Annotated in this window: 21 protein-coding genes; 14 read left to right on the top strand and 7 right to left on the bottom strand. The window is 65.8% G+C overall.

Annotation, left to right across the window (positions count from 1 at the left end; all coding sequences use genetic code 11):
- Positions 1–241: 241 nt before the first annotated feature.
- The 4 genes from lysS to AB3X95_RS04755 all read right to left on the bottom strand — a co-directional run bounded on the left by lysS (position 242) and on the right by AB3X95_RS04755 (position 5,990).
- The gene (gene lysS / locus AB3X95_RS04770; RefSeq protein ID WP_221313999.1) at positions 242–1,798 is read right to left on the bottom strand and encodes a lysine--tRNA ligase; all 1,557 of its coding nucleotides are present in this window, start codon (positions 1,796–1,798) and stop codon (positions 242–244) included.
- A 135-nt stretch (positions 1,799–1,933) separates the two neighbouring features.
- Positions 1,934–3,038 (bottom strand): peptide chain release factor 2 gene (gene prfB / locus AB3X95_RS04765; RefSeq protein WP_013089810.1). Its coding sequence is split into 2 segments (ribosomal slippage): positions 1,934–2,956 and positions 2,958–3,038, totalling 1,104 coding nucleotides; the frame shifts between segments, so codons are not numbered across the junction.
- Between the two features lie 110 nt (positions 3,039–3,148).
- Positions 3,149–4,855: a single-stranded-DNA-specific exonuclease RecJ gene (gene recJ, locus AB3X95_RS04760; protein WP_176368621.1), complete on the bottom strand. Its 1,707-nt coding sequence runs from the start codon at positions 4,853–4,855 to the stop codon at positions 3,149–3,151.
- Between the two features lie 16 nt (positions 4,856–4,871).
- Complete coding sequence (locus AB3X95_RS04755) at positions 4,872–5,990, bottom strand: regulator (protein WP_176125649.1); 1,119 nt, start codon at positions 5,988–5,990, stop codon at positions 4,872–4,874.
- Positions 5,991–6,296: 306 nt separating this feature from the next.
- Between AB3X95_RS04755 and AB3X95_RS04750 the strand changes: the two genes are divergently transcribed.
- The 9 genes from AB3X95_RS04750 to ftsB all read left to right on the top strand — a co-directional run bounded on the left by AB3X95_RS04750 (position 6,297) and on the right by ftsB (position 17,593).
- Complete coding sequence (locus AB3X95_RS04750; protein ID WP_176125650.1) at positions 6,297–7,550, top strand: lipoprotein-releasing ABC transporter permease subunit; 1,254 nt, start codon at positions 6,297–6,299, stop codon at positions 7,548–7,550.
- Positions 7,543–8,298 (top strand): lipoprotein-releasing ABC transporter ATP-binding protein LolD, encoded by a 756-nt coding sequence (gene lolD / locus AB3X95_RS04745; protein ID WP_013089806.1) that lies wholly within the window; start codon positions 7,543–7,545, stop codon positions 8,296–8,298. The genes AB3X95_RS04750 and lolD overlap by 8 nt, the downstream gene beginning before the upstream one ends.
- A gap of 135 nt (positions 8,299–8,433) precedes the next feature.
- Positions 8,434–9,222 (top strand): TatD family hydrolase, encoded by a 789-nt coding sequence (locus tag AB3X95_RS04740; protein WP_368620798.1) that lies wholly within the window; start codon positions 8,434–8,436, stop codon positions 9,220–9,222.
- Positions 9,223–9,335: 113 nt separating this feature from the next.
- Complete coding sequence (locus AB3X95_RS04735; RefSeq protein ID WP_368620797.1) at positions 9,336–11,966, top strand: DNA internalization-related competence protein ComEC/Rec2; 2,631 nt, start codon at positions 9,336–9,338, stop codon at positions 11,964–11,966.
- Positions 11,967–12,083: 117 nt separating this feature from the next.
- Entirely contained in the window at positions 12,084–12,887 is an 804-nt protein-coding gene (locus AB3X95_RS04730) for an alpha/beta fold hydrolase (RefSeq protein ID WP_176125654.1), read from the top strand.
- 143 nt (positions 12,888–13,030) lie between these two features.
- Positions 13,031–14,692, top strand: coding sequence for a CTP synthase (locus tag AB3X95_RS04725; RefSeq protein WP_368620796.1), 1,662 nt, complete (start codon positions 13,031–13,033; stop codon positions 14,690–14,692).
- Positions 14,689–15,543, top strand: a complete 855-nt coding sequence (gene kdsA, locus AB3X95_RS04720; protein WP_368620795.1) for a 3-deoxy-8-phosphooctulonate synthase — start codon at positions 14,689–14,691, stop codon at positions 15,541–15,543. Before AB3X95_RS04725 ends, kdsA begins: the two co-directional genes overlap by 4 nt.
- Before the next feature lie 215 nt (positions 15,544–15,758).
- Positions 15,759–17,042 carry a phosphopyruvate hydratase gene (gene eno, locus AB3X95_RS04715; RefSeq protein WP_013089800.1) on the top strand — a complete coding sequence of 428 codons (1,284 nt, stop codon included), beginning with the start codon at positions 15,759–15,761 and terminating at the stop codon, positions 17,040–17,042.
- A 113-nt stretch (positions 17,043–17,155) separates the two neighbouring features.
- Positions 17,156–17,593, top strand: a complete 438-nt coding sequence (gene ftsB / locus AB3X95_RS04710) for a cell division protein FtsB (protein WP_176368626.1) — start codon at positions 17,156–17,158, stop codon at positions 17,591–17,593.
- A 95-nt stretch (positions 17,594–17,688) separates the two neighbouring features.
- Here ftsB and AB3X95_RS04705 read toward each other — a convergent pair whose 3' ends face one another.
- The 3 genes from AB3X95_RS04705 to AB3X95_RS04695 form a co-directional block, all read right to left on the bottom strand.
- Positions 17,689–18,051, bottom strand: coding sequence for a hypothetical protein (locus tag AB3X95_RS04705; protein WP_176108209.1), 363 nt, complete (start codon positions 18,049–18,051; stop codon positions 17,689–17,691).
- A gap of 205 nt (positions 18,052–18,256) precedes the next feature.
- Complete coding sequence (gene hslO / locus AB3X95_RS04700; RefSeq protein WP_176108210.1) at positions 18,257–19,207, bottom strand: Hsp33 family molecular chaperone HslO; 951 nt, start codon at positions 19,205–19,207, stop codon at positions 18,257–18,259.
- Between the two features lie 63 nt (positions 19,208–19,270).
- The gene (locus AB3X95_RS04695) at positions 19,271–19,795 is read right to left on the bottom strand and encodes a gamma carbonic anhydrase family protein (RefSeq protein ID WP_176125657.1); all 525 of its coding nucleotides are present in this window, start codon (positions 19,793–19,795) and stop codon (positions 19,271–19,273) included.
- Positions 19,796–20,068: 273 nt separating this feature from the next.
- Here AB3X95_RS04695 and AB3X95_RS04690 point away from each other — a divergent pair, with 273 nt between their 5' ends.
- The 5 genes from AB3X95_RS04690 to AB3X95_RS04670 all read left to right on the top strand — a co-directional run bounded on the left by AB3X95_RS04690 (position 20,069) and on the right by AB3X95_RS04670 (position 24,400).
- Positions 20,069–20,968 (top strand): ferritin-like domain-containing protein, encoded by a 900-nt coding sequence (locus AB3X95_RS04690; RefSeq protein WP_368620794.1) that lies wholly within the window; start codon positions 20,069–20,071, stop codon positions 20,966–20,968.
- Between the two features lie 72 nt (positions 20,969–21,040).
- Positions 21,041–21,925 (top strand): alpha/beta fold hydrolase, encoded by an 885-nt coding sequence (locus AB3X95_RS04685; RefSeq protein WP_368620793.1) that lies wholly within the window; start codon positions 21,041–21,043, stop codon positions 21,923–21,925.
- 176 nt (positions 21,926–22,101) lie between these two features.
- Positions 22,102–22,932: a 3',5'-nucleoside bisphosphate phosphatase gene (locus AB3X95_RS04680; protein WP_176125660.1), complete on the top strand. Its 831-nt coding sequence runs from the start codon at positions 22,102–22,104 to the stop codon at positions 22,930–22,932.
- 113 nt (positions 22,933–23,045) lie between these two features.
- Positions 23,046–23,681, top strand: a complete 636-nt coding sequence (locus AB3X95_RS04675) for an L-threonylcarbamoyladenylate synthase (protein ID WP_018435435.1) — start codon at positions 23,046–23,048, stop codon at positions 23,679–23,681.
- A gap of 56 nt (positions 23,682–23,737) precedes the next feature.
- Positions 23,738–24,400: a site-2 protease family protein gene (locus AB3X95_RS04670; protein WP_176108214.1), complete on the top strand. Its 663-nt coding sequence runs from the start codon at positions 23,738–23,740 to the stop codon at positions 24,398–24,400.
- Positions 24,401–24,406 lie beyond the last annotated feature (6 nt).

Raw genomic sequence — 24,406 nt, 5'->3', positions numbered from 1 at the left:
CGGGCGTGGGCCGGTGGCCTCTGCGCGGCGCGCCTTGTGTCAGCAAGCTTTCAAGACTGTTGCGACCACGGCGATTTGCGCGCACTGGCGCGGCTTTTACCGCCGGTTACAAAACGACTGCTCGCAGAAACCGGTCCCGCCAAGCGAAAACGCGCATAAAAAACGCCCGGCATCGACCGGGCGCTCTTCAGAACCATCACATTGCACGCGAAGCGCAACGACTACTCGCGCTTAGCGTCGCTCAATCTTCGCGACGCAGATGCGGGAACAGAATCACGTCGCGGATGCTCGGGCTATCGGTCAGCAACATCACCAGGCGGTCGATGCCGATACCGCAGCCGCCCGCCGGCGGCATGCCGTATTCGAGCGCGCGGATGTAGTCCGCGTCGTAGAACATCGCTTCCTCGTCGCCGGCGTCCTTCTGATCGACCTGTTTCTTGAACCGCGCGGCCTGATCTTCCGGATCGTTCAGCTCGGAGAAGCCGTTGGCGATTTCGCGGCCGGTGATGAACAGCTCGAAGCGCTCGGTGATGCCTTCCACCTTGTCCGACGCACGCGCGAGCGGCGACACCTCGATCGGGTAGTCGATGATGTAGGTCGGCTCCCACAGTTGCGACTCGGCGGTCTCTTCGAACAGCGCCAGCTGCAGCGAGCCGATGCCCGCGTTCAGGAACTGCGGCTGCGACGCATCGACACCGAACTTCTTCAGTTCGGCGCGCAGGAACGTGCTGTCGGCGAGCTGTTCGTTCGTGTATTGCGGCGCGTATTTCTGGATCGCCTGCGTGATCGTGAGGCGATGGAACGGCTTCGACAGATCGAGCTCGCGGCCCTGATAGGTGATGGTGGCCGTGCCGAGCGCATCGATCGCGGCCTGGCGGATCAGCTGCTCGGTGAAGTCCATCAGCCACTTGTAGTCGGTGTAGGCCGCGTAGAACTCGATCATCGTGAATTCCGGGTTGTGGCGCACGGACACGCCCTCGTTGCGGAAGTTACGATTGATTTCGAACACGCGCTCGAAGCCGCCCACCACCAGACGCTTCAGATACAGCTCCGGCGCGATGCGCAGGAACATCTGCATGTCGAGCGCGTTGTGATGCGTCGAGAACGGCTTGGCCGCCGCGCCGCCCGGAATCGGGTGCAGCATCGGCGTTTCGACTTCCATGAAGTTCGCATCGGCCATGTACTTGCGGATCGACGAAATCGCCTTCGTGCGCGCGACGAACGTGCGGCGCGTTTCCGGCGTGACGATCAGGTCGACATAGCGCTGGCGGTACTTCATTTCCTGGTCGGCGAGACCGTGGAACTTGTCCGGCAGCGGACGCAGCGACTTCGACAGCAGACGCAGCTCCGTGCAGCGCACCGACAGCTCGCCCTTATTGGTGCGGAACAATACGCCGCGCGCGGCGACGATGTCGCCCATGTCCCACTTCTTGAACGCGTCGTAGGTTTCCTGGCCGACGTCGGCCGGCGTGATGAAGAACTGGATCTGACCCGAGCCATCGCGCACGGTCGCGAAGCTCGCCTTGCCCATCACGCGTTTGAGCATCATGCGGCCGGCGATCGCGACTTCGAGCGGATTCGCTTCGAGCGCTTCCTTGTCAGCGTGCTCGTACTGCGACTGCAGATCTTCGGCGTGGTGCGTGGGACGGAAATCGTTCGGATAGGCGACGCCTTGCTCACGCAGCTCGCGCAGCTTTTCGCGGCGCTCGGCGATGATCTTGTTGTCGTCCACTTCGGGCACGACAGTCGGCTGGGCGGCATTCCGCTGGGCCGCATTTGGCTGGGTCGGTTCAGTCATGATGATTTGGTATTCGGTGGCCCGCCGCGGCGTGCGCCGCAAAGCGGGAAGCCAGTCAGTGTAGAAACCTCAGGCGGTACTGGAAAACGAAGCAAGCGCGGTCCCGATCGCTGAACGTGGCCGCGCCGTGCGCGCTTAGACGCCCTGTTTCAGGCTTGCGCTGATGAACGGATCGAGATCGCCGTCGAGCACGCTCTTCGTGTTGCTGATTTCGACGTTGGTGCGCAGATCCTTGATGCGGCTGTTGTCGAGAACGTACGAGCGGATCTGATGGCCCCAACCCACATCGGTCTTGCCGGCTTCGAGCTTGTCCTGCTCGGCCTGACGCTTGCGGATTTCCGCTTCGTACAGGCGCGATTTCAGCATCGCCATTGCTTCGGCGCGGTTGCGGTGCTGCGAGCGGTCGTTCTGGCACTGCACGACGATGCCCGACGGCATGTGCGTGATACGCACCGCCGAGTCGGTCTTGTTGATGTGCTGACCGCCCGCGCCGGAAGCACGGTACGTGTCGATGCGCAGATCGGCCGGGTTGATCTCGACTTCGATCGAGTCGTCGATTTCCGGGTACACGAACACCGACGAGAACGACGTATGCCGGCCGCCCGACGAGTCGAACGGCGACTTGCGCACGAGGCGGTGCACACCGGTTTCGGTACGCAGGAAGCCGTAAGCGTATTCGCCTTCGATCTTGATCGTCGCGTTCTTGATGCCGGCGACGTCGCCTTCGGTCTGCTCGAGCACTTCGGTCTTGAAGCCCTTGCGCTCGCAGTAGCGCAGATATTGGCGCAGCAGCATCGACGCCCAGTCGCACGCTTCGGTGCCGCCGGCGCCGGCCTGGATGTCGAGAAAGGCGTTGTTGGGGTCGGCCGGATTCGCGAACATCCGGCGGAATTCCATGTCGGCGACGCGCGCCTCGATGGCTTGGGCATCGGCTTCACAGGCGAGCAGCGTTTCGTCGTCGGCTTCTTCGCGCGCCATGTCGAACAGGTCTTGCGCGTCGTTCACGTCGTTGGTGATCGACGTGAGTTTGCCGACCGTGTCGTCGAGCAGCTTCTTTTCCTTACCGAGTGCCTGGGCGTGCTTCGCATCGTTCCAGACGTCCGGGTCTTCGAGTTCCCGGTTGACTTCGATTAGACGCAGTGCTTTGTCGTCGTAGTCAAAGATACCCCCGTAGGTCGTCCGCGCGCTTGCGCAGGTCGGCCAGAGAGGCTTCGATCGCGTTGAGACGTTCCGCTTCCATGTCGATCTTTTATAGCTTCGTAAAAAGGAGAAATTATAGCCGATCGGCACGCCGCGCCGGAGCCCCGCGGGAGATCCGGCGCGTGTTCGCAATTGATTTTGCGGAAGATTTCAGCTCGCCGCGTGCTCGACGATCAATTGCACGCGCGACACGCCGTTCCATGTGTCGCTCGCGAGCCGGTAGGCGACGGTGGTGCGCGCGGGCAGCGTATCGGTGTGATTGAACCAGATCGCGTTGAAGCGCTGGCGGCCGCGCAACAGTTGCAGCTTCAGGTGCTTGTCCTTCACGAGCGCCTGCGACGCGACCTCGAATTCGCCCGAGAACACCGGCGCCGGAAAGCCCTGGCCCCATACGGCCGCATCGAGCATCTCGACGAATTGCGGCGTGAAGTACGCGTCTTCTAGCTCGCCGTCGGTTTCGACCGTGCGCGCGAGCGCCTCCGCGGACAGCCATTCGCGGCCGACCGCCTCGAAGGCGGCCGTGAAGCGCGGCACGTTCGCGGCGGCGATCGTCAGGCCCGCGGCCATCGCGTGGCCGCCGAATTTGACGATCAGGTCCGGTTCGCGCTTCGAAATCAGATCGAGCGCGTCGCGCAGATGGAAGCCCGCGATCGAGCGGCCCGAGCCCTTGACGAGCACGCCGGTATCGTCGGCGGGTGCGAACGTGAACGACGGGCGGTGGAATTTCTCCTTCAGCCGTCCGGCGACGATGCCGATCACGCCTTGATGCCAGCCCGGATTGAACAGCGTGATCGTGGTCGCGCCGTCGGGATCGACCGTCGACAGGTCGTCCAGTGCCTGCTGCTGCATGCCGGCCTCGATTTCGCGGCGCTCCCGGTTCATCGAGTCGAGCTGCTGCGCGAGCTCCCACGCGCGGCCGACGTCGTCGGTGGTCAGGCATTCGATGCCGAGCGACATGTCCGACAGCCGCCCCGCCGCGTTCAGGCGCGGTCCCAGCGCGAAGCCGAGGTCGAAGCCGGACGCGTTGCGCGCGTCGCGCGCGGCGGCGCGAAAAAGGGCGGCGATGCCCGGCTGCATGCGACCCTTGCGGATGCGCTGCAGACCTTGCGCGACCAGCACGCGGTTGTTGCCGTCGAGCTTGACGACATCGGCGACGGTGCCGAGCGCAACCAGATCGAGCAGGCCGTCGAGGCGCGGTTCGGGCAGCGCGTCGCCGAACGCGCCGCGGCGGCGCAGTTCGGCGCGCAGCGCGAGCAGCACGTAGAACATCACGCCGACGCCGGCCAGGCACTTGCTCGGGAACGTGCAGCCCGGCTGGTTCGGATTGACGATCGCGCGCGCGGCGGGCAGTTCGTCGCCGGGCAGGTGGTGGTCGGTGACGAGCACGTCGATGCCGAGCGCGTTGGCGGCGGCGACGCCGTCGACGCTCGCGATGCCGTTGTCGACGGTGATCAGCAGATCGGGCTTGCCCGTAGCGCCGCGCGCCGCCAGCTCGACGATGTCCGGCGTGAGCCCGTAGCCGTGCTCCATGCGGTTCGGCACCAGATAGTCGATGCGCGCGCCGAACATGCGCAGTCCGCGCACCGCGACCGCGCAGGCGGTCGCGCCGTCGCAGTCGTAGTCGGCGACGACCAGCATGCGGCGCTGCTGCTGGAGCGCGTCGGCGAGCAGCGCGGCGGCCGCGTCGCAGCCCTTCAGTTCGACGGGCGGCACGAGCCGCGCGAGGCCGGTCTCGACCTCTTCGGGCAGGCACACGCCGCGCGATGCGTACAGGCGCGCGAGCACCGGATGCATGCCGCAGCGGATCAGTACTTCGGCATCGACGGGGGAGCAGGGGCGCGTAACGATTCGGGTCATGCGGAAGGGCCGTGGATCATTCGATGAAAAGCGAGGCCAGCACGCGCCGTCGCCAGAATTTGCGCAGATCGCCGCGCGTGACGGTCAGCGTCACCGAGCCGGTGTCGCCGCACAGCGTGAGGTCGAGTTCGGCGAGTTCGCCCGCCTGCAGCGCCGCGAGCGCCGGCTCGAACCAGTCGGTCTGCAGCGCGGCGAATGCCTGGTTCCAGCGCGCCCAGTCCTGTTCGATGTAGGGCGCGGAGAATGGATCGAGTTCGACGAGTGTCGCGCCGCTGCCGTTGGTTGCACGGCGCAGCGCCGCCGGCAGTTCGCGATACGACGCCGGCGGCGCGCCTGGCGTGATCCCCGCGCTGAGCGCGAGGCCCCGCGTCGCGGCGGCGTCGGACAGCACCTGCGCGAACGGACTGCGCACCGGCCGCGCGGCGCCTTGCGCGTAAAACCAGATCGAGTTGACGGCCGGCAGCCCGCGTGCCTCGCGCGCCTCGTTGACCGGATGCTCGAACCATGCCATCTGCACTTCGTTCTGCAGCTTCATCCATGCGCGCGAGCGTTCGCCGGAATGCGCTTCGTGGGGCAGCCAGATCTCGATGTTGCGGCCGCTCGCGCGCAGCGGCGACGCGCCCGCGAGCGTGCCGAACGCGTCGCTCGACAGATACCAGCGAGTCGGTTTCGGCGCTTCGATGCGCACGCCGAGCTCCTCGATCAGCGGACGCGCAAGCGCGAGCAGCGTGGCCGCTTCGTCGTCCGACAGATCCAGCGACGCGGGATCGATCAGCACCAGGTGGTCGTGCGCGATGTGCACGTGCACCGGCTGCACGCAGGCCCACGTCGCGCTGCCGGGTTCGCCGCCGTCGGCGCGCAACATGTAGGGCGCGAGCGGGGCTTCGTCGGCGGCGGCCGAGGCGCCCGCCGTGCCATCGGGCAGCGCGCCGAATTGTCGCGCGACCCAGCGCTCGTGCGGCAGCGTGCGCTGAAAATCTTCGCCGATCACGCGTTCGATCAGCGTCGCGCGGGCGATCAGCCTGTCGAGGGCGGGGCTCTGGATGTCGTGAAGCGCGGTGGAGGCGTCGGCCGCGGCGGGCAGCGCGAAGGGCAGCAGAAGATGGAGGCGGTCGGCAGGCATGATGCTGCGCATTGTAGGGCAAACGGTGCGAGTATTTCGACGAAGCACGGTCGGTTTGTCGATCGCGAACCGAGGCATGAGCTTTGCGCGAGCCGGCGGCATTGTGTGGCAAACTTCGCGCTTGATCGCTGGGCGCGGCAGGGGTGGCGCACCGTGCCGCCACGCCTCCATGCGCCGGCGGAGCCGCACGGCGGCTGGGCGGGCGAGGAACGATCCGCGCCGCCGCGAGCCCAACGATCACGACGTTCGGGCCGCTCGGCGCACGCTCGCTGTCCGCCGCTCCCGACACACAGTCGAAGAACGCACAAAAGGATTCGCTTGAAATTTCCCTACGAATGGCAGATTGGCTGGCGCTACACACGCGCCGGCAAACGCACGACTGGCAACGGCTTCATCTCGTTCATCGCGCTGGTGTCGATGTCGGGCATCGCGCTTGGCGTCGCGGCGCTGATCGTGGTGCTGTCGGTGATGAACGGCTTTCAGAAAGAGGTGCGCGACCGCATGCTGTCGGTGCTCGCGCACGTCGAGATCTTTTCGCCGACCGGGTCGATGCCCGACTGGCAACTGACCGCGAAGGAAGCGCGGCAGAACCAGCTGGTGATCGGCGCGGCGCCCTACGTCGAGGCCCAGGCGCTGCTCACGCGCCAGGATGCGGTGAGCGGCGTCGCGTTGCGCGGCATCGAGCCGACGCTCGAACCGGAAGTGTCCGATATCGGCAAGGAAATGAAGGGCGGCAAGCTGACCGACCTCGTACCCGGCGACTTCGGCATCGTGCTCGGCGCCGATCTCGCGGCCAACCTCGGCGTGCAGTTGAACGACAAGATCACGCTCGTCGCGCCCGAAGGCACGATCACGCCGGCCGGCATGCTGCCGCGCCTGAAGCAGTTCACGGTGGTCGGCATCTTCGAGTCGGGCCATTACGAATACGACAGCACGCTCGCGCTGATCAACATCAAGGACGCCCAGGCGCTGTTCCGGTTGCCCGCGCCGACCGGCGTGCGGCTGAGGCTCACCGACATGCAGCGCGCGCCGGAAGTCGCGCGTCAGCTCGCGCGCACGCTGTCGGGCGATCTGTACATTCGCGACTGGACCCAGCAGAACAAGACCTGGTTCTCGGCGGTGCAGATCGAGAAGCGCATGATGTTCATCATCCTGACGCTGATCATTGCGGTGGCCGCGTTCAATCTGGTGTCGTCGCTGGTGATGACGGTGACCAATAAACAAGCCGATATCGCGATCCTGCGCACGCTCGGCGCGCAGCCCGGCTCGATCATGAAGATCTTCGTCGTGCAGGGCGTGACGATCGGCTTCATCGGCACGGCGACCGGCGTCGCGCTCGGCTGCCTGATCGCGTGGAGCATTCCGTGGCTGGTGCCGATGATCGAGCATCTGCTCGGCGTGCAGTTCCTGCCGCCGTCGGTGTACTTCATCAGCGAGCTGCCGTCCGAGCTGGTTCCGGCCGACGTCGCTCGCATCGGCATCATCGCGTTCGTGCTGTCCGCGCTCGCGACGCTGTATCCGAGCTGGCGCGGCGCGAAGGTCCGTCCGGCGGAGGCGCTGCGCTATGAATGACCGCCTCGTCCATCCCTCAACCGATTCATCCATGACCGCTCAGGACCCCGCATCGTATCCGTACGTGCTCGAAGCCACCGGCATTTCCAAATCGTTCGTGCAGGGTGGCCTGAACGTGCAGGTGCTCAACAATGCCGAGCTCGCCGTGCGGCGCGGCGAGAAGCTCGCGATCGTCGGCGCGTCGGGCTCCGGCAAGAGCACACTGCTGCACGTGCTCGGCGGTCTCGACGATCCGAGCGCGGGCGAGGTGTCGGTGCTCGGCAAGCCGTTCACGAAGCTCTCCGAGCGCGAGCGCAACGACCTGCGCAATCGCGCGCTCGGTTTCGTTTATCAGTTTCACCATTTGCTGCCGGAGTTTTCCGCGCTCGATAACGTCGCGATGCCGCTGCGAATTCGTCGCGAGACGACCGAAGTCGCGCGCCGTGAGGCGATGGCGGTGCTGGAGCGCGTCGGCATGGGGCATCGCGCGAAGCATCGGCCGGGCGAGCTGTCGGGCGGCGAGCGTCAGCGTGTCGCGATCGCGCGCGCGCTCGTCACGAAGCCCGCCTGCGTGCTCGCCGATGAGCCGACCGGCAACCTCGACGGCGGCACCGCCGACACCGTGTTCAACCTGATGCTCGAACTGTCGCGCACGCTCGAGACGAGCTTCGTGATCGTCACGCACGACCCGGAATTGGCGGGGCGCTGCGATCGCATCATGCGGCTGCGCGACGGCGTGCTGCACGAAGAACCGCCGGTGCCGGTCTGAAACCGGGTTGAGCCCGAGTTGAGCCCGGGTTGAGCAATATCCCGGCACGGTCGTTGCGGGTGGTCCGCGGATGCTGACCGCCGCCGCGAACCACCAGACCACCTTCGGTCGGCTCCATTGCCAGTGAGACAACCCATGTGGATCGATACGCACTGCCATCTCGACGCTTCGGAGTTCGACGCCGATCGTGACGCGGTCGCGGCGTCCGCGCGCGATGCGGGCGTGTCGCGCATCGTGATCCCAGCGATCGGGCGACAGAACTTCGCGGCGGTGCGCGAGCTCGCGCACCGTGTCGACGGCGGCGCGTACGCGCTCGGCATTCATCCCATGTACACGCCAGGCGCCGTCGACGCCGACCTCGACCTGTTGCGCATGGAGATCGAGGCGAGTCTCGACGATCCGCGCTTCGTCGGCATTGGCGAGATTGGGCTCGACTTTTTCGTCGACGGTCTCGACGATGCGCGCCAGCAATTTTTCTACAACGGGCAGTTGCAACTCGCGCGCGAGTTCGATCTGCCGGTCATCTGCCACGTGCGCAAATCGCAGGATCAGGTGATCGCGGGACTGCGCCGGCATCAGATCCATCGCGGCATCGCGCACGCGTTCAATGGCAGTTTCCAGCAGGCTCGGGCTTATATCGATCAGGGTCTGCATCTTGGGTTCGGCGGCAACCTGACGTTCGAGCGCGCGCGGCAGATCCGCCGACTCGCCGAACAGCTGCCATTCGACGCGCTGGTCGTCGAGACCGACGCGCCCGATATCGCGCCATCGTGGATGTACAGGCAGCGCAATTCGCCGGAGCAGATTCCGGCGATCGGCGCGAGTCTCGCGCAACTGCGCGGTGTCACTTCCGACGCAGCAGCCCTTGGCACAACGGCTAACGCGCTCGCCGCGCTGCCGCGACTCGCGCTTTCCTCTGCATAATCGATTCCGTTGATCGAAAGGGTTCGCGCCGGGCGACGCCCATGCCCGGCGGGCTCGCTGCTGCCTGCTCGCCGGCGCGTGACGACGCCCGGCGCCAGTGGCGCGGAGGGCGGATGCGGGCAGTCTGGTGCGGGTTTGCGTTGGGCGTGATCTGGCTGCAGCAGCAGGCGGTGTTGCCGGATGCGGGCGGATGGTGGGCGTTGATACTGGCCGGCTCCACGGCGGCTGGCGTTGCCGTGTGGGGTTTGCGTGGCGATAGGGTGGGTGCGGCGTACCGGCTCGAATACGAACTGCGCTTTTCGAACCGGTTCGCGAGCCGCGCATGGCGCGATGTCCGCATGCGGCGGGTCGCCGGTTGGGGCGCCGTGTGGTGCGCGGCGATCTGCGTCGGTTTCGGATATGCGGCTCTGCGCGCTCATACGCGGCTCGCCGTGAGTCTGCCGCATGACTGGGAAGGGCGCGACATCGAGGTGGTCGGCGCTATCAAGGGACTGCCAACGCGCGACGACAAAGGCGCGCGCTTCCTGTTCGACATCGAGTCGAACGATGCGCGCCTCGCCGCTTTTCCGCGCGTGATCCAACTCGCCTGGATCGCGCGCGGCGCCCCGGCGCCGCGGCTCGAACCGGGCGAGCGCTGGCGTCTGACCGTGCGCCTGAAGCGCCCGCACGGCAACGCGAATTTCGGCGTGCGCGATGCCGAGGCGAGTCTGCTCGCGCGCAACGTCCGCGCGACTGGTTACGTGAGCGTGCCGGAGCATGCGCGACGCCTTGCCGGTCGCGCGCGCGGGCTCGCCGTGCTGGTCGACCGCTGGCGCGCCGCATTGCGCGAGCGTATCGACACGGTGCTCGCCGATGCGCCGCATCGCGGCATCGTCGTCGCGCTCGCGGTCGGCGCGCAGGACCAGGTGAGCCCCGCCGACTGGCAATTGATGCGCGGCACCGGCACGAGTCATCTGGTGGCGATTTCGGGCTTGCACATCGGCCTGGTCGCGGGGCTGACCGGCTGGCTCGCGGCAGCAGTCTGGCGACGCTCGGGCTGGCTCGGCCGCAACTGGCCGCTGCGCCTGCCCGCGCAGCTGGTCGGCGTGACGGCGGGGGCGCTGTTCGCCGCGCTGCATGCCGCGCTCGCGGGCTTCAACGTGCCGGCGCAACGCGCGCTGTGGATGGCCGCACTCGTCGCGCTGGCGTTCGTCGGTGGCCGGCAACTGGCGCGCTCCACGGTGCTCGCGTGGGCGCTCGGGCTCGTGCTGCTGGTCGATCCGTGGGCGGTCGTGTCGGCCGGATTCTGGCTGTCGTTCTGCGCGGTCGGCGCGATCCTGTTCGCGATGGCGGGGCGGCCGCGCGTGCGCGGTCCACAGGCGTCCCTTCGGCATGAAGACGAAGAGCGCGGCGCGGCGCATGGTAGGTGGCTGGCGCTGCGTCCTGACTTGATCCGGCATCTGCGTGCCTTCGCCGAACGCTTGCGCAGCGCCGCGCACGTGCAGTTCGCGGTGACGGTCGCGCTTGCGCCGCTGACCGCCTACTGGTTCGCGCAGATTCCGCTCGTCGGTCCGCTCGCGAATGCGTTCGCGATTCCGTGGGTGAGCGCGCTCGTCACGCCGGCGGTGCTCGCGGGCGTCGCATTGCCCGCGCCGCTCGACGCGTTCGCGTGGCGCATCGCGCACACGCTGCTCGATGGTCTCGTGGCCGGCCTGGAGCTGGTGTTCGGACCGCGCTGGACGCTGTGGTGGTTGCCGCAGCCGCATGCGTGGTCGCTCGCCGCGGCGGCGCTCGGTGTGCTGTGGTGTCTCGCGCCGCGCGGCTGGCCGTTGCGCTGGGCGGCCCCGCTGACGTGGCTGCCGCTGCTGATGCCCAGTGCAAACGGCGCACTCGCCGAGCCATCGGGCGCGTTCCGTCTGACTGCGCTCGATGTCGGGCAAGGCACGTCGGTGCTCGTGCAGACCGCGCATCACGCGTTGCTGTTCGATGCCGGCCCCGGCCCGGAATCGACGCATGCTGGCGAGCGAGTGGTGGTGCCGTTCCTGCAGGCGCAAGGTGTGACGATGCTCGATACGCTGATGATCAGCCACGACGATTCGGATCATTCGGGCGGCGCGCCGGCAGTGCTCGACGCGATCGAGGTGCGTCAGCTGGTGGCCGGACTGAAGCCGGACAATCCGCTGTGGCCGAAGGCGAAGCAGCATGGCGCGCAGACGCTGCCGTGCGTGGCGGGGCAGCGCTGGCAGTGGGACGGTGTCGAGTTCGCCGTATTGTGGCCGGACGCCGGGGCGCTCACTGGCAAGGCGAACGAACATTGCTGCGTGTTGAGAGTCAGCACGTTGCCCGCCACCAATGCAGGCCAGACGGCGTTGGTCAGTGCGAACGCGCCGCATTTCGCGGCCCTGCTGACCGCCGACATCGAAGCGCCGACCGAACGCGCGCTGCTCGCACGCGATCGCGAGATGCTACGCGCGCAAGTATTGATAGTGCCGCATCATGGCAGCAAGACCTCGTCGACCGAACCGTTCCTCGACTCTATCGATCCGTCCATCGCATTATTTCAGGTAGGCTACGAGAATCGTTTTCATCATCCGAACGCGGGCGTGCTCGCGCGCTATGTGGCGCGTCATATCGAGCTCGCGCGCAGCGATCGGGATGGCGCCGTCAGGGTCGACGTCGATCCGGGCGCGCGCGGTGAGGAGGGCGCCGCGCTCACGCTCGAGCGCTATCGCGACACGCAGCGCCGCTACTGGATGGAGCCCTGAGCGCGTCGCCGCTCAATGAGCGCAGCGGCGCAGACAACGGGCGCAAGCAGCGGTATAAGCAGCGGCAGAGGCGCAGCACCCGCCCGCGCGTAAAAAACACAACGGAGATTGCCGCAGTTGAAAAACATCATCCATTTCTCGCACGCGAACGGCTTCCCGGCCTCGACTTACCGGACCATCTTCGCCGAACTCTCCGACGACTACGAGGTGCGCTCGATCGAGCGGATCGGTCATGATCCGCGCTTTCCGGTCACGCAGGACTGGCCCCATCTGGTTGAGCAACTGCTCGACGATATCGCGCGCAAGTACGAGCAGCCAGTGTGGCTCGTCGGGCATTCGCTCGGCGGTTATCTGTCGCTGATGGCGGCGCTGAAAAAGCCGCAGTGGGTGAGGGGCGTCGTGATGCTCGACTCGCCGGTGATCGCCGGCTGGCGCAGCAGCATGCTGCGCGTGTCGCAATGGACCGGGCTCGACGAGCGGCTGTCGCCCGCCGCCGCGACGCGCAAGCGCCGCACGCAATGGGCTAGCCGCGACGAAGCCTGGCGGCACTTCCATTCGAAACCCGCGTTCGCGCGCTGGGACGAGCGCATGCTGTCCGACTATATCGACTTCGGCATTCCGCAGAGTTCGCCCGACGGCACCCGCGTGCTCGCCTTCGATCGGCGCACCGAATACCAGATCTACCGAACTTTGCCGCATACGCTCGGCGCGCGGCTCGCGCGCGGCGCGGCGGTGCCGGTCGGATTCATCGCCGGCACGCACTCGAAGGAAATCCGCCAGGCCGGTCTCGACGCGACGCGGCGCGCGACCGGCGGGCACGTCGAGTGGATCGAGGGCAGCCATCTGTATCCGATGGAAAAGCCGATCGAAACCGCGCGCGCGGTGCAACGCATGTTGCGCGAGCTGGAGCGAACCGCCTGACGCGCTGCGCGCACGAAGCGGGCCCCAAACTGCTGCGCCGGCTGCCACGCGAGGCGGCATCGGCGCGCGGCGGGCGGGTCGTTTTTTGCTGGGTCGGGACCATCCTTTACGGTATAATCCGTTTTTCCCGCGAGCATCCAGCGATGACCAAATATGTTTTCGTCACCGGCGGCGTAGTATCTTCCCTCGGCAAGGGTATTGCCGCCGCTTCCCTCGCCGCGATCCTCGAATCGCGCGGTCTTAAAGTCACCCTCCTCAAGCTCGATCCCTACATCAACGTCGACCCCGGCACGATGAGCCCGTTTCAGCACGGCGAAGTGTTCGTGACGGAAGACGGAGCGGAAACCGACCTCGACCTTGGCCACTACGAGCGCTTCATCAGCACGAAGATGCGCAAGGCCAACAACTTCACCACGGGCCAGATTTACGAATCAGTGATCCGCAAGGAACGCCGCGGCGATTATCTCGGCAAGACCGTGCAGGTCATTCCGCACATCACCAACGAAATCCAGGCATTCGTCGAACGCGGCGCAGCTTCTGCAACGTGCGGCGAGCCCGATGTCGCGATCGTGGAAGTGGGTGGCACGGTGGGTGACATCGAATCGCTGCCGTTCCTCGAAGCCGCGCGTCAGATGAGCCTGCGCCTCGGCCGCAACAGTGCGTGCTTCGTGCACCTGACGCTGGTGCCCTGGGTGGCCACGGCCGGCGAACTCAAAACCAAGCCCACCCAGCACAGCGTGCAGAAGCTGCGCGAAATCGGCATCTCGCCGCACGTGCTGCTGTGCCGTGCCGACCGCCGCATTCCGGACGACGAGCGCGCGAAGATCTCGCTGTTCTCGAACGTGCCTGAAGACGCGGTCATTTCCGTGTGGGATGCGGACAGCATCTACAAGATTCCGCAGATGCTGCACGACCAGGGGCTCGACGCGATCATCTGCGAAGAGTTGAAGCTCACGCCGAAGGCGGCGGACCTTTCCATGTGGTCCGACCTCGTCGAGAAGCTGCAGAATCCGAAGCACGAAGTGACGATCGGCATGGTCGGCAAGTATGTCGATCTGACCGAGTCGTACAAGTCGCTGATCGAAGCGCTGCGTCATGCATCGATGCATACGTCGACGCGCGTGAACATCGAGTACATCGACTCCGAAGAGATCGAAACGCAAGGCGTCCAAAGCCTCAAGCATCTCGACGCGGTGCTCGTGCCGGGCGGCTTCGGCCGTCGCGGCACCGAAGGCAAGATTGCCGCGATCCGCTACGCACGCGAAGCGAAGGTGCCGTATCTCGGCATCTGCCTCGGCATGCAGCTTGCGGTGATCGAATTCGCGCGTGACGTGGTCGGCCTGAAGGACGCGAACAGCACCGAGTTCGATCAGGAAACGAAGAATCGCGTGGTCGCGCTCATCACCGAGTGGTACGACCGCGAAGGGCGCGTCGAGAAGCGCACCGAAGAATCGGACCTCGGCGGCACGATGCGTCTCGGCTCGCAGCGCTGCCCGATCAAGCCCGGCACGCTCGCCGAAGAGATCTACGGCACGGATGTGAACGAGCGTCATCGTCACCGTTATGAGGTGAATAACCGTTTCGTGCCCCAGCTGGAAGGGGGTGGCCTCATCATTAGCGCCCGTACCCCGAGCGAGGATCTGCCGGAAATGATGGAACTGCCGCGCAGCATGCACCCATGGTTCGTCGGCGTGCAGTTCCATCCGGAATTCACGTCCACGCCGCGTGACGGTCATCCGCTGTTCAAGTCGTTCGTCGAAGCGGCGCTCGCGCATCAGCAGTCGAGGGTCGAGGAGAAAGCATGAAACTGGGCGATTTCGAAATCGGGCTCGGCAAGCCGTTTTTCCTGATCGCCGGTACCTGTGTCGTCGAATCCGAACAGATGACGATCGACACGGCCGGCCGCCTGAAGGAAATCTGCGGCAAGCTGAACATTCCGTTCATCTACAAATCGTCGTACGACAAGGCCAATCGCAGCAGCGGCAAGTCGTTTCGCGGTCTGGGCATGGACGAAGGTCTGCGTATCCTGTCGGAAGTGAAGCGCCAGCTCGGTCTGCCGGTGCTGACCGACGTGCACGCCGAGCACGAGATCGAGCAGGTGGCGTCGGTCGTCGACGTGCTGCAAACGCCCGCGTTTTTGTGCCGTCAGACGGACTTCATCCACGCGTGCGCGCGCTCGGGCAAGCCGGTCAATATCAAGAAGGGCCAGTTTCTCGCGCCGCACGACATGAAGAACGTGATCGACAAGGCGCGCGACGCCGCGCGTGAAGCGGGTCTGTCGGAAGACCGCTTCATGGCGTGCGAGCGCGGCGTGTCGTTCGGCTATAACAACCTCGTGTCGGACATGCGTTCGCTCGCGATCATGCGCGAGACCAACGCGCCGGTCGTGTTCGACGCGACGCACTCCGTGCAGCTGCCGGGCGGTCAGGGCACGAGCTCGGGCGGCCAGCGCGAATTCGTGCCGGTGCTCGCGCGCGCCGCGGTGGCGGTCGGCGTCGCGGGTCTGTTCATGGAAACGCACCCGAATCCGGCGCAGGCGAAGTCGGACGGGCCGAACGCGGTGCCGCTCAATCGCATGGCCGACCTGCTCGAGACGCTCGTCACGCTCGACCAGGCCGTCAAGCGCGGCCCGTTCCTCGAAAGCGACTTCAACTGATTCAGGTGTGAGCCGCGTGTCACGATTGCTCTCGATAATCGACCCGCGGCGTTTTCGCATAATGGTCGTCGAACGTATCGGCGCGCGAGTTGTCTGTCGGGGAGACCGGCGGGTGCTTTGCATGGGACCGGAGTAGGCGCTAAAGCACCAACTCCGGATCGACAGCGCGATACAGTGTCAGAGTAAAGAATTCAACGTCATCCTTTGAGGAAACCATGAGTGCTATCGTAGACATCATCGGTCGAGAGATTCTCGATTCGCGAGGCAACCCCACCGTCGAATGCGACGTGCTGCTCGAGTCGGGCACGATGGGCCGCGCAGCCGTGCCGTCGGGCGCGTCGACCGGCTCGCGCGAAGCGATCGAACTGCGCGACGGCGAAGCCGGCCGCTACGGCGGCAAGGGCGTGCTGAAGGCCGTCGAGCACATCAACACGGAAATCTCCGAAGCGATCATGGGTCTCGACGCTTCCGAGCAGGCATTCCTCGACAAGACGCTGCTCGAGCTCGACGGCACCGACAACAAGTCGCGCCTAGGCGCGAATGCGATGCTGGCCGTGTCGATGGCCGTCGCGAAGGCCGCCGCTGAAGAAGCCGGCCTGCCGCTGTACCGCTATTTCGGCGGTTCGGGCGCGATGCAACTGCCGGTGCCGATGATGAACATCGTCAACGGCGGCGCGCACGCGAACAACAGTCTGGACATCCAGGAATTCATGATCGTGCCGGTCAGCCAGCCGAGCTTCCGCGAAGCGCTGCGCTGCGGCGCCGAAGTGTTCCACGCGCTGAAGAAGATCCTGTCGGATCGCGGCATGAGCACGGCAGTCGGCGACGAAGGCGGCTTCGCGCCGAATTTCGGCAGCAACGAGGAATGCCTGTCCACGATTTTGCAAGCCATCGAGAAAGCGGGCTATCGCGCCGGTGAAGATGTGCTGCTCGCACTCGACTGCGCGGCCAGCGAGTTCTACCACGACGGCAAGTACCAGCTCGCGGGCGAAGGCCTGCAGCTGTCGTCGACGGAATTCGCGGATTACCTCGCGAACCTGGCGGACAAGTTCCCGATCGTGTCGATCGAAGACGGCATGCACGAAGGCGACTGGGAAGGCTGGAAGATCCTGACCGACAAGCTCGGCGACAAGGTCCAGCTGGTCGGCGACGACCTGTTCGTCACGAACACGCGCATCCTGAAGGAAGGCATCGAGAAGGGCATCGCGAACTCGATCCTGATCAAGATCAACCAGATCGGCACGCTGACGGAAACCTTCGCGGCGATCGAAATGGCCAAGCGCGCGGGCTACACGGCCGTGATTTCGCACCGCTCGGGCGAAACCGAAGACTCGACGATCGCGGACATCGCCGTCGGTCTGAACGCCGGCCAGATCAAGACCGGTTCGCTGTCGCGTTCGGATCGCATCTCGAAGTACAACCAACTGCTGCGTATCGAGGAAGATCTCGGCGATATCGCGAGCTACCCCGGCAAGTCGGCGTTCTACAATCTGCGCTAAGCGTTTTCGCCAGATTGTTCACGCCGATCGATGAGCCGGTTATCCTTCGTTTCTGATTGACCTCGCCGCCCTGCGTATAGCGCAGGGCGGCGCGTATTTATTGTGCTTACTTCATGCGGCTTGTCACTGCTGTCCTGATCGTTCTGCTGGCATTGATCCAGTACCCGCTCTGGTGGGGGCACGGCGGCTGGCTGCGCGTGCATGAGTTGCAAGGCCAGCTCGCGCAGCAACTGCAGAAGAATGCCGACGCCAAGCTGCGCAACGAGCGCATCCAGGGCGAAGTGCAGGATCTGCAGAACGGCACCGCCGCGGTCGAAGAGCGGGCGCGCTACGAAATGGGCATGGTCAAGGACGGCGAAGTGTTCGTGCAGTTCGTGTCGCCGAACCAGCCGTTGCCGCTGGCGAATACGCCGGCGGCGGATACTTCGACGCGCGGTGAGGTGTCGGCCGCGCCGCTGCACGTGGTGCCGAATCCGGAGTCGCGCGCGAAACCAGATCGCAAGCATGGCGGGAAGGCGGCGGCTGCGAAGGAGAAGAAGCCGGCGCACTGAGGTTCGATATCTCGCATCGGCTTCGCCACGAAGGGCGAAAAAAGCGCGGTTCACTTTGAACCGCGCTTTTTGTTTTTGGGCTGCCGTATTCGCTGCTACCAACCCCAATACGGCCCGAACCCGACGCCGACCCCAGTTCCCCAGCCACGTCCCCAGCCGCCGCTCGAGAAGCCCAAGGAAAACCTCACGGGCGGCGAGCGCGAGTAATAGCGGGACCAGGCTTGCGCGGCGGCGTCCGTGGCGATCGCCTGATTCTGTTCGAACATGACCTGTTGCTCAATCGCGTCATAGCGCGCGCGTTCCTCCGGTGTCAGCGTCTGTGTATGGCTGATGGCCTCCGCCTGATCGGGCGGCAGACGGCTCAGAATCGGCGCGGGGCCCGGCGGATCGATCGAGCAGGCGGCCAGCGCCGCGCAGCCCGTGAGGACGGCCAGGATCAACGAAAGCGTATGCTTCATGGTCGAATCTCCATCGGTCCGAGGTCCGAGGCTCGAGCAGGCGTCTTTCAACACGTGGTGACGCATCCTTCCAATGTATCAACGCCGCGCTCAAATGCAACGCGCCGCCCGAGCCGTGGCGAGGCATGGGGCGGCGCGGTCAGGACTTCCGTCGTAATGCGCGATCAGTTCGCGGGCGCGCACTTCGCTTCAGCGAAAGCGCACTTTAGTGCCGCTGCGCGGCCGCCGGCGTCACGCCTTGTGAGAGTCCGCCGGCGACGAAAAGTTGCGCGACGTCGACCGGGTCGAACTCGTAGCGCTGGTTGCAAAACTCGCAGTGAATCTCGACGTGGCCGCGTTCCTCGATCACGCCGTCGACTTCATCGCGGCCGAGCATCTTCAGCATCGCGCCGACTTTTTCGCGCGAGCACGTGCATTCGAAGCGCGCGGTGACAGGCTCGAAATGCTGGACGTTTTCCTGCCAGAACAGGCGCCGGAACACCGTCTCCGGTTCTTCCTTCAGCAACTCGTCCTGTGACAGAGTGCCGCCGAGCGTGCAGACGCGCTCCCACGTATCCGCGTCGAGCGCGCCTGGATGCGGGACGATGCCGCCGTCGCCCGGCAGCTTCTGCAGCAGCATGCCGACCGCGCGCTCGGTGTTCGCCGCGAGCCACATGCGCGTGTCGAGCTGCTCGGAGTGATGCATGTAGTGCTCGAGCACTTCGGCGATCGACTTCAGCGGTCCGTTCGCGCCCGACAGCGGCACGATACTCTGATACGGCTGCTGGCCGGGCTGCTTGTCGGTCGGGTCGAGCGTGATCACGCAGCGGCCGTGGCCGCTCGCGTTCACCAGATCGATCAGCGAGGTCGTGTCGTCGATCGTATGGGCGGCTTCGCCGGACAGCTTCGCGGTGGCGCGCATCGTCAGGTTCGAGCTGCACTGCACGACCAGCATCTTGATCGGGCCATCGCCGAAAATTTGCATGACGAGCGTGCCGTCGAACTTCAGGTTCGCCGACAGCAGCGCGCACGCGGCCATCATTTCGCCCAGAATCGTTCGCACGGGCGCCGGATAATCGCGGCGCGTCAGCACGTCCTGCCAGGTATTGCGCAGGGAAACGATCTCGCCGCGCACCGGCGCCGCGCTGAACATGAATTTTTGCAACTGGTCGCTCACAACTTTTCCTCGCTGGAATGACGCGGCGTGATGCCGCGCCTTTGCGCGCCGCGCGCCGGCCGTCTAGCCAATGCGTACGAGCTGCGCCTTGAAATACTCGCGACGCCCGGCATAACTTGCCGCGGCGCGCTGCAGGTTGGCGATATCCGCTTCCGTCAGTTCGCGCACCGCTTTCGCGGGCGCGCCGAGGATCAGCGTATTGTCGGGAAACACCTTGCCCTCGGTGACGATGGCGCCCGCTCCGACCAGACAGTTGCGGCCGATCACCGCGCCATTCAAGACCACCGCCTGAATTCCGATCAGCGCGCCTTCCTTGATCGTGCAGCCATGCAGCATCGCCTGATGGCCGATCGTCACGTTCGACTCGACCGTCAGCGGATAGCCCGGGTCGGTGTGCAGCACCGCGTTTTCCTGCACGTTGCTGCCGGCGCCGATCTTGATCGGCTCGTTGTCGCCGCGCAGCGTCGCGCCGAACCACACGCTCGCGTTCTCCTCGAGCGTCACGTTGCCGATGATGTTCGCCGAATCCGCGACGAACACGCTTTCATGAATGATCGGGGCGGCTTCGCCCAGCTTGTAAATCGTCACAATGTCTCCTTATCGGTCGGAGCCTAGGCCTTGGGGCGGCTCCGATCCCGTGCACGATGGGTGTCTGATCGATTGCCTCGCATGGGCTGGGCGGCGTGCGACCCGGCGCGGTGCGAGTTTGGCGGTTCTGCGTGGCCAACTGACGGGCGTGCCCGAAAGCGCGCCGGATGGTCGAATCGGGTATTGTAAACGGTTGTGTGCTTGAGCCGCTCGGCCGCTCGCGTGCGGGCCGGACGCCGTCGGCTTCACCGCTTCCATCGCCTATCCGTTCTCATGACGTCCGTCCCTTCGCTCGTTTCCGTCGCTTCCCCCGCATCGAATTCTCACGACGAGCCACTGTGCGCGCGCCGCGCCGCGCTCGCCGCGTTGCGCGAGCGTGAACCGGCCGCGAAGGTCGCGGCGACCCGCGAACTGTACGCTGCGGTACTCGATGGCCGCGCGCTCTGTGACGCCGGCCTCGATCTCGCCGAGCCCGCCGGCCTGCCGGGCCGCCCCGAACGGCCGGAACTGGTCGAACCGCGCCAGCTCGGCCGACGCAGCATGCAGTCGCCGCAGGGGCGCGCGGTGCTGCTCCACGCGCTTGCGCACATCGAGTTCAACGCGATCAATCTGGCGCTCGACGCCGTCTGGCGCTTCTCCGGCATGCCCGCCGAGTTCTATGCCGACTGGCTCAAGGTCGCCGCCGAAGAGGCATATCACTACTCGCTGCTCGCCGCGCGTCTCGCCGAATACGGCCACGCATACGGCGATTTCCCGGCGCACGGCGGCCTGTGGGACATGTGCGAGCGCACTCGCGGCGACGTGCTCGCGCGCATGGCGCTCGTGCCGCGGACGCTCGAAGCGCGCGGCCTCGACGCGTCGCCGCCGATCCGCGCGCGGCTGCAGCAGGCCGGCGATCACGCGTCGGCGGCGATTCTCGACGTGATCCTGCGCGATGAAATCGGCCACGTGCTGATCGGCAACCGCTGGTTTCGTCACCTGTGCGACGCGCACGGCCTCGATCCGCACCACACGTATCTGCGTCTGGCCGACCAGTATCACGCGCCGAAACTGCGTGGCCCGTTCAATTTCGAAGCGCGCCGCGACGCCGGTTTCGACGACGCCGAACTCGCCGCGCTCGCACGCGAGGATACGCAAGCCACACGGGCTGCGGACGACCGGGCGTCGCCCTAATGATCCGTTACCACCTCTTGCGGCGTCCACCCTATAATCGAACGACCATTCTTTTTTGCGAGTGCGCCGTTGATGAATACCTCCCACTCTGAATTCGTTAGCGCACATGGCGTCCGGCTGCACGTGCGGCGCTGGGGCCGTCCCGACGCGCCGATACTGTTCATGCTGCACGGCTGGATGGATGTCGGCGCGTCGTTCCAGTTTGTCGTCGATGCGCTCGGCGGCGACTGGCAGGTGATTGCGCCGGACCTGCGCGGCTTCGGTCTGTCCGGCTGGCCGGTTGCCGAGCGCGGCGGCGGCAGCTACTGGGTGCAAGACTATCTCGGCGATCTCGACGCGTTGATCGACCACTACGCGCCGGACGGCGAGGTGAACCTCGTCGGTCACAGCCTGGGTGCGAACGTCGTGTGCCTGTACGCCGGTGTGCGGCCGCAGCGGGTGCGGCGGGTGGTCGATCTGGAGGGCTTCGGGCTCGCGCCTTCGCATCCGGCGCAGGCGCCGAAACGTCTGCTGAACTGGCTCGACGAATTGCGCGATCCGCCGCAGTTGAAGCGCTACGCGTCGCTCGACGAGGTCGCCGCGCGCCTGATCAAAACCAATCCGCGCCTCGATCCGCGGCGCGCGCAGTTCCTCGCGCAGTACTGGTCGAAGCCGGATGGCGAAGGGCGCTTCATGCTGCTCGCCGACCCGGCGCACAAGGTCCGCGGCCCCACCTTGTATCGCCTCGACGAGGTGATGGCGGTGTGGCGCAAGGTCAGCGCGAAGGTGCTGCACGTCGAAGCCGCCGGCTCGCCGACGCTCGCGCGAATCGCCGGCGACGTGCCGCTCGACGAATTCAAGGCGCGTTTTCACGCGTTTGCGGATTGGCGCGAGAAGATCATCGACGGCGCGGGGCACATGGTGCATCACGACCAGCCGGAGCAGGTCGCCGCGTTGATCGAGGGTTTCTGCGCCTGATGCCGTGCCTGAAGCTACGGTCGAAAGGGCGCTCGCGGGTCGCCCGGACGTTGGTCTCGGCACCGCCCCGTCCTGACCTTCCGGCACCCGGGCAAGTGCAACCGGCGTCGCCAGATACCCCTGCGGACCCTTACTGCATTGCAGTAAAATGACCGCAGAACCCTTCCAGGACCACGATGAACGCCGATCTTCACTGCCACTCCACCGTTTCCGACGGCCAGTTCGCGCCGACCGACGTCGCGCGCCGCGCGCACGCGAACGGCGTGACGCTGTGGGCGCTCACCGATCACGACGAAGTGGGCGGCCAGCAAGAGGCGCGCACTGCGGCCGAGGCGCTCGGCATGAACTACCTGAGCGGCGTCGAGATTTCGGTTACGTGGGCGGGGCGCACGGTGCACATCGTCGGACTCGGCATCGATCCGTCCAACCAGGTCCTGATCGACGGTCTTGCCCGCACCCGCGACGGCCGCGCCGCGCGCGCCGAGGCAATCGGCGAGCAACTGGCCACGCTCGGCATTCCAGACGCGTACGAGGGCGCGCTGCACTACGTATCGAATCCCGACATGATGTCGCGCACGCATTTCGCGCGCTTCATGGTCGAGCACGGTCACTGCGCAAACACCCAGGAAGTGTTCGACCGCTATCTCGGCGACGGCAAGCCGGGTTATGTCGCGCACCGCTGGGCCAAGCTCGCCGACGCGCTCAGCTGGATCCAGGCCGCCGGCGGCGTCGCGATCGTCGCGCATCCGGGGCGCTACGCCTATTCGCAACTCGAATTCGACGCATTCTTTGGCGAATTCATCGACCTCGGCGGCAAGGCGATCGAGGTCGTGACCGGCAGCCACACGCCCGACCAATACCGCGAATATGCGGACGTCGCGCGTCGCTATGGCTTCGAGGCCTCGCGCGGGTCGGACTTCCATGCGCCAGGCGAAGGCCGCATCGAACTGGGCACACTGCCGCCGCTACCCGCCGATCTGAAGCCCGTCTGGGAACGCTGGCTGTGACCGTGCGCCGTGCCGGAACGGCACGTTTCGCGCGCGGGCCGGCTGGCTGCGGCACACGCTCTGCTCGCCGCAGCCCATCCGCCGCAGTTCGTCTGCCGCCATCGTGAGTCTCCATGTCCCAATACTTTCGGCTCCATCCCGACAATCCGCAGCCGCGCCTCGTCAAGCAGGCCGCGCAGATCATCAACGACGGCGGCGTGGTCGCCTTGCCGACCGATTCGACCTACGCGCTCGCCTGCCGTCTCGACGACAAGGATGCGGTCGAACGCCTGCGGCGTATTCGCGGACTCGACGAAAAGCAGCTGCTGTCGCTGCTCGTGCGCGATCTGTCGGAGCTCGCCAATTTTGCGATGGTGGACAACTGGCAGTATCGGCTGCTGAAATCGGTGACACCGGGTCCGTACGTGTTCGTGCTGCAGGCCACCAAGGAAGTGCCGCGACGCGTATCGCATCCGTCGCGCAAGACGATCGGTCTGCGCGTGCCGGATCACGCTATCACGCTCGCGATTCTCGAGGAGCTCGGCCAGCCGCTGCTCGGCACGACTCTGATCATGCCCGGCGAAACCGAGCCGCTGAACGACCCCGAGGAAATCCGCGCGCGGCTCGAAAAGCAGCTCGATCTGGTGATCGACGGCGGCGCGTGCGTGTGCGAGCCGTCCACCGTGATCGATCTGACCGGCTCGGAGCCGGTGCTGGTGCGGGCAGGGCGCGGCCCGCTCGAGCCGTTCGGCCTCGAGGAAACGGCGTGAGCGGCCCGAGCGAAAGCGGACAGACACGCGCGAGCGCATTGTTACAATAGCGAGTTATGGATTCTTCCCTGATACAGACAATTGCGGTGTACGCGCTGCCGGTGATCTTCGCGATCACGCTGCACGAGGCCGCGCACGGCTACGTCGCGCGCTGGCTCGGCGACAACACCGCGTACGTGCTCGGCCGCGTGTCGCTTAACCCGATGCGGCATATCGATCCGCTTGGCACGATCGCGATTCCGTTGCTGCTGTACTTCGCGACGAGCGGCGCGTTCATGTTCGGCTATGCGAAGCCGGTGCCGGTCGCGTTCGGCAATCTGCGCAATCCGCGCTGGGGCAGCCTTTGGGTCGCGGCGGCCGGGCCGGTATGCAATTTTGTCCAGGCGCTGCTGTGGGGCGTGCTTGGCATCGTGCTGGCGGTGCTCAATGTCAACGAACCGTTTTTTACGCGTATGGCGGGCGCGGGCGTCGGCGTCAATCTCGTGCTCGGCGTGCTGAACCTGTTTCCTCTGCCGCCGCTAGATGGCGGACGCGTGGTGATGGCCCTGTTGCCGCCGAAGCAATCGATCGCGTTGTCGCGGCTCGAACCGTACGGCTTTTTCATCGTGATGGCGCTCGTGATGACGGGTACGCTCACGCGTTTCTGGTTGAGGCCACTCGTTACGCTCGGCTATAGCGCGATCACCGCAATTCTGACTCCTCTTGTTTCGCTTTTCTAAATAACC

The organism is Paraburkholderia sp. BR13444 (genome assembly GCF_040948755.1).
In the GTDB taxonomy this organism is placed as follows: Bacteria; Pseudomonadota; Gammaproteobacteria; order Burkholderiales; family Burkholderiaceae; genus Paraburkholderia; species Paraburkholderia youngii.
Note: the sequence above shows the minus strand (reverse complement) of the source record. Positions and strands in the feature narration are given on the sequence as shown.

Excerpts from the sequence above, each read along its gene's own strand:
- lysS (WP_221313999.1), bottom strand. The coding sequence starts at position 1,798 with ATGACTGAACCGACCCAGCCAAATGCGGCCCAGCGGAATGCCGCCCAG.
- recJ (WP_176368621.1), bottom strand. The coding sequence starts at position 4,855 with ATGACCCGAATCGTTACGCGCCCCTGCTCCCCCGTCGATGCCGAAGTA.
- AB3X95_RS04755 (WP_176125649.1), bottom strand. The coding sequence starts at position 5,990 with ATGCGCAGCATCATGCCTGCCGACCGCCTCCATCTTCTGCTGCCCTTC.
- lolD (WP_013089806.1), top strand. The coding sequence starts at position 7,543 with ATGAATGACCGCCTCGTCCATCCCTCAACCGATTCATCCATGACCGCT.
- AB3X95_RS04740 (WP_368620798.1), top strand. The coding sequence starts at position 8,434 with ATGTGGATCGATACGCACTGCCATCTCGACGCTTCGGAGTTCGACGCC.
- AB3X95_RS04735 (WP_368620797.1), top strand. The coding sequence starts at position 9,336 with ATGCGGGCAGTCTGGTGCGGGTTTGCGTTGGGCGTGATCTGGCTGCAG.
- AB3X95_RS04725 (WP_368620796.1), top strand. The coding sequence starts at position 13,031 with ATGACCAAATATGTTTTCGTCACCGGCGGCGTAGTATCTTCCCTCGGC.
- kdsA (WP_368620795.1), top strand. The coding sequence starts at position 14,689 with ATGAAACTGGGCGATTTCGAAATCGGGCTCGGCAAGCCGTTTTTCCTG.
- eno (WP_013089800.1), top strand. The coding sequence starts at position 15,759 with ATGAGTGCTATCGTAGACATCATCGGTCGAGAGATTCTCGATTCGCGA.
- ftsB (WP_176368626.1), top strand. The coding sequence starts at position 17,156 with ATGCGGCTTGTCACTGCTGTCCTGATCGTTCTGCTGGCATTGATCCAG.
- AB3X95_RS04705 (WP_176108209.1), bottom strand. The coding sequence starts at position 18,051 with ATGAAGCATACGCTTTCGTTGATCCTGGCCGTCCTCACGGGCTGCGCG.
- AB3X95_RS04690 (WP_368620794.1), top strand. The coding sequence starts at position 20,069 with ATGACGTCCGTCCCTTCGCTCGTTTCCGTCGCTTCCCCCGCATCGAAT.
- AB3X95_RS04685 (WP_368620793.1), top strand. The coding sequence starts at position 21,041 with ATGAATACCTCCCACTCTGAATTCGTTAGCGCACATGGCGTCCGGCTG.
- AB3X95_RS04680 (WP_176125660.1), top strand. The coding sequence starts at position 22,102 with ATGAACGCCGATCTTCACTGCCACTCCACCGTTTCCGACGGCCAGTTC.
- AB3X95_RS04675 (WP_018435435.1), top strand. The coding sequence starts at position 23,046 with ATGTCCCAATACTTTCGGCTCCATCCCGACAATCCGCAGCCGCGCCTC.
- AB3X95_RS04670 (WP_176108214.1), top strand. The coding sequence starts at position 23,738 with ATGGATTCTTCCCTGATACAGACAATTGCGGTGTACGCGCTGCCGGTG.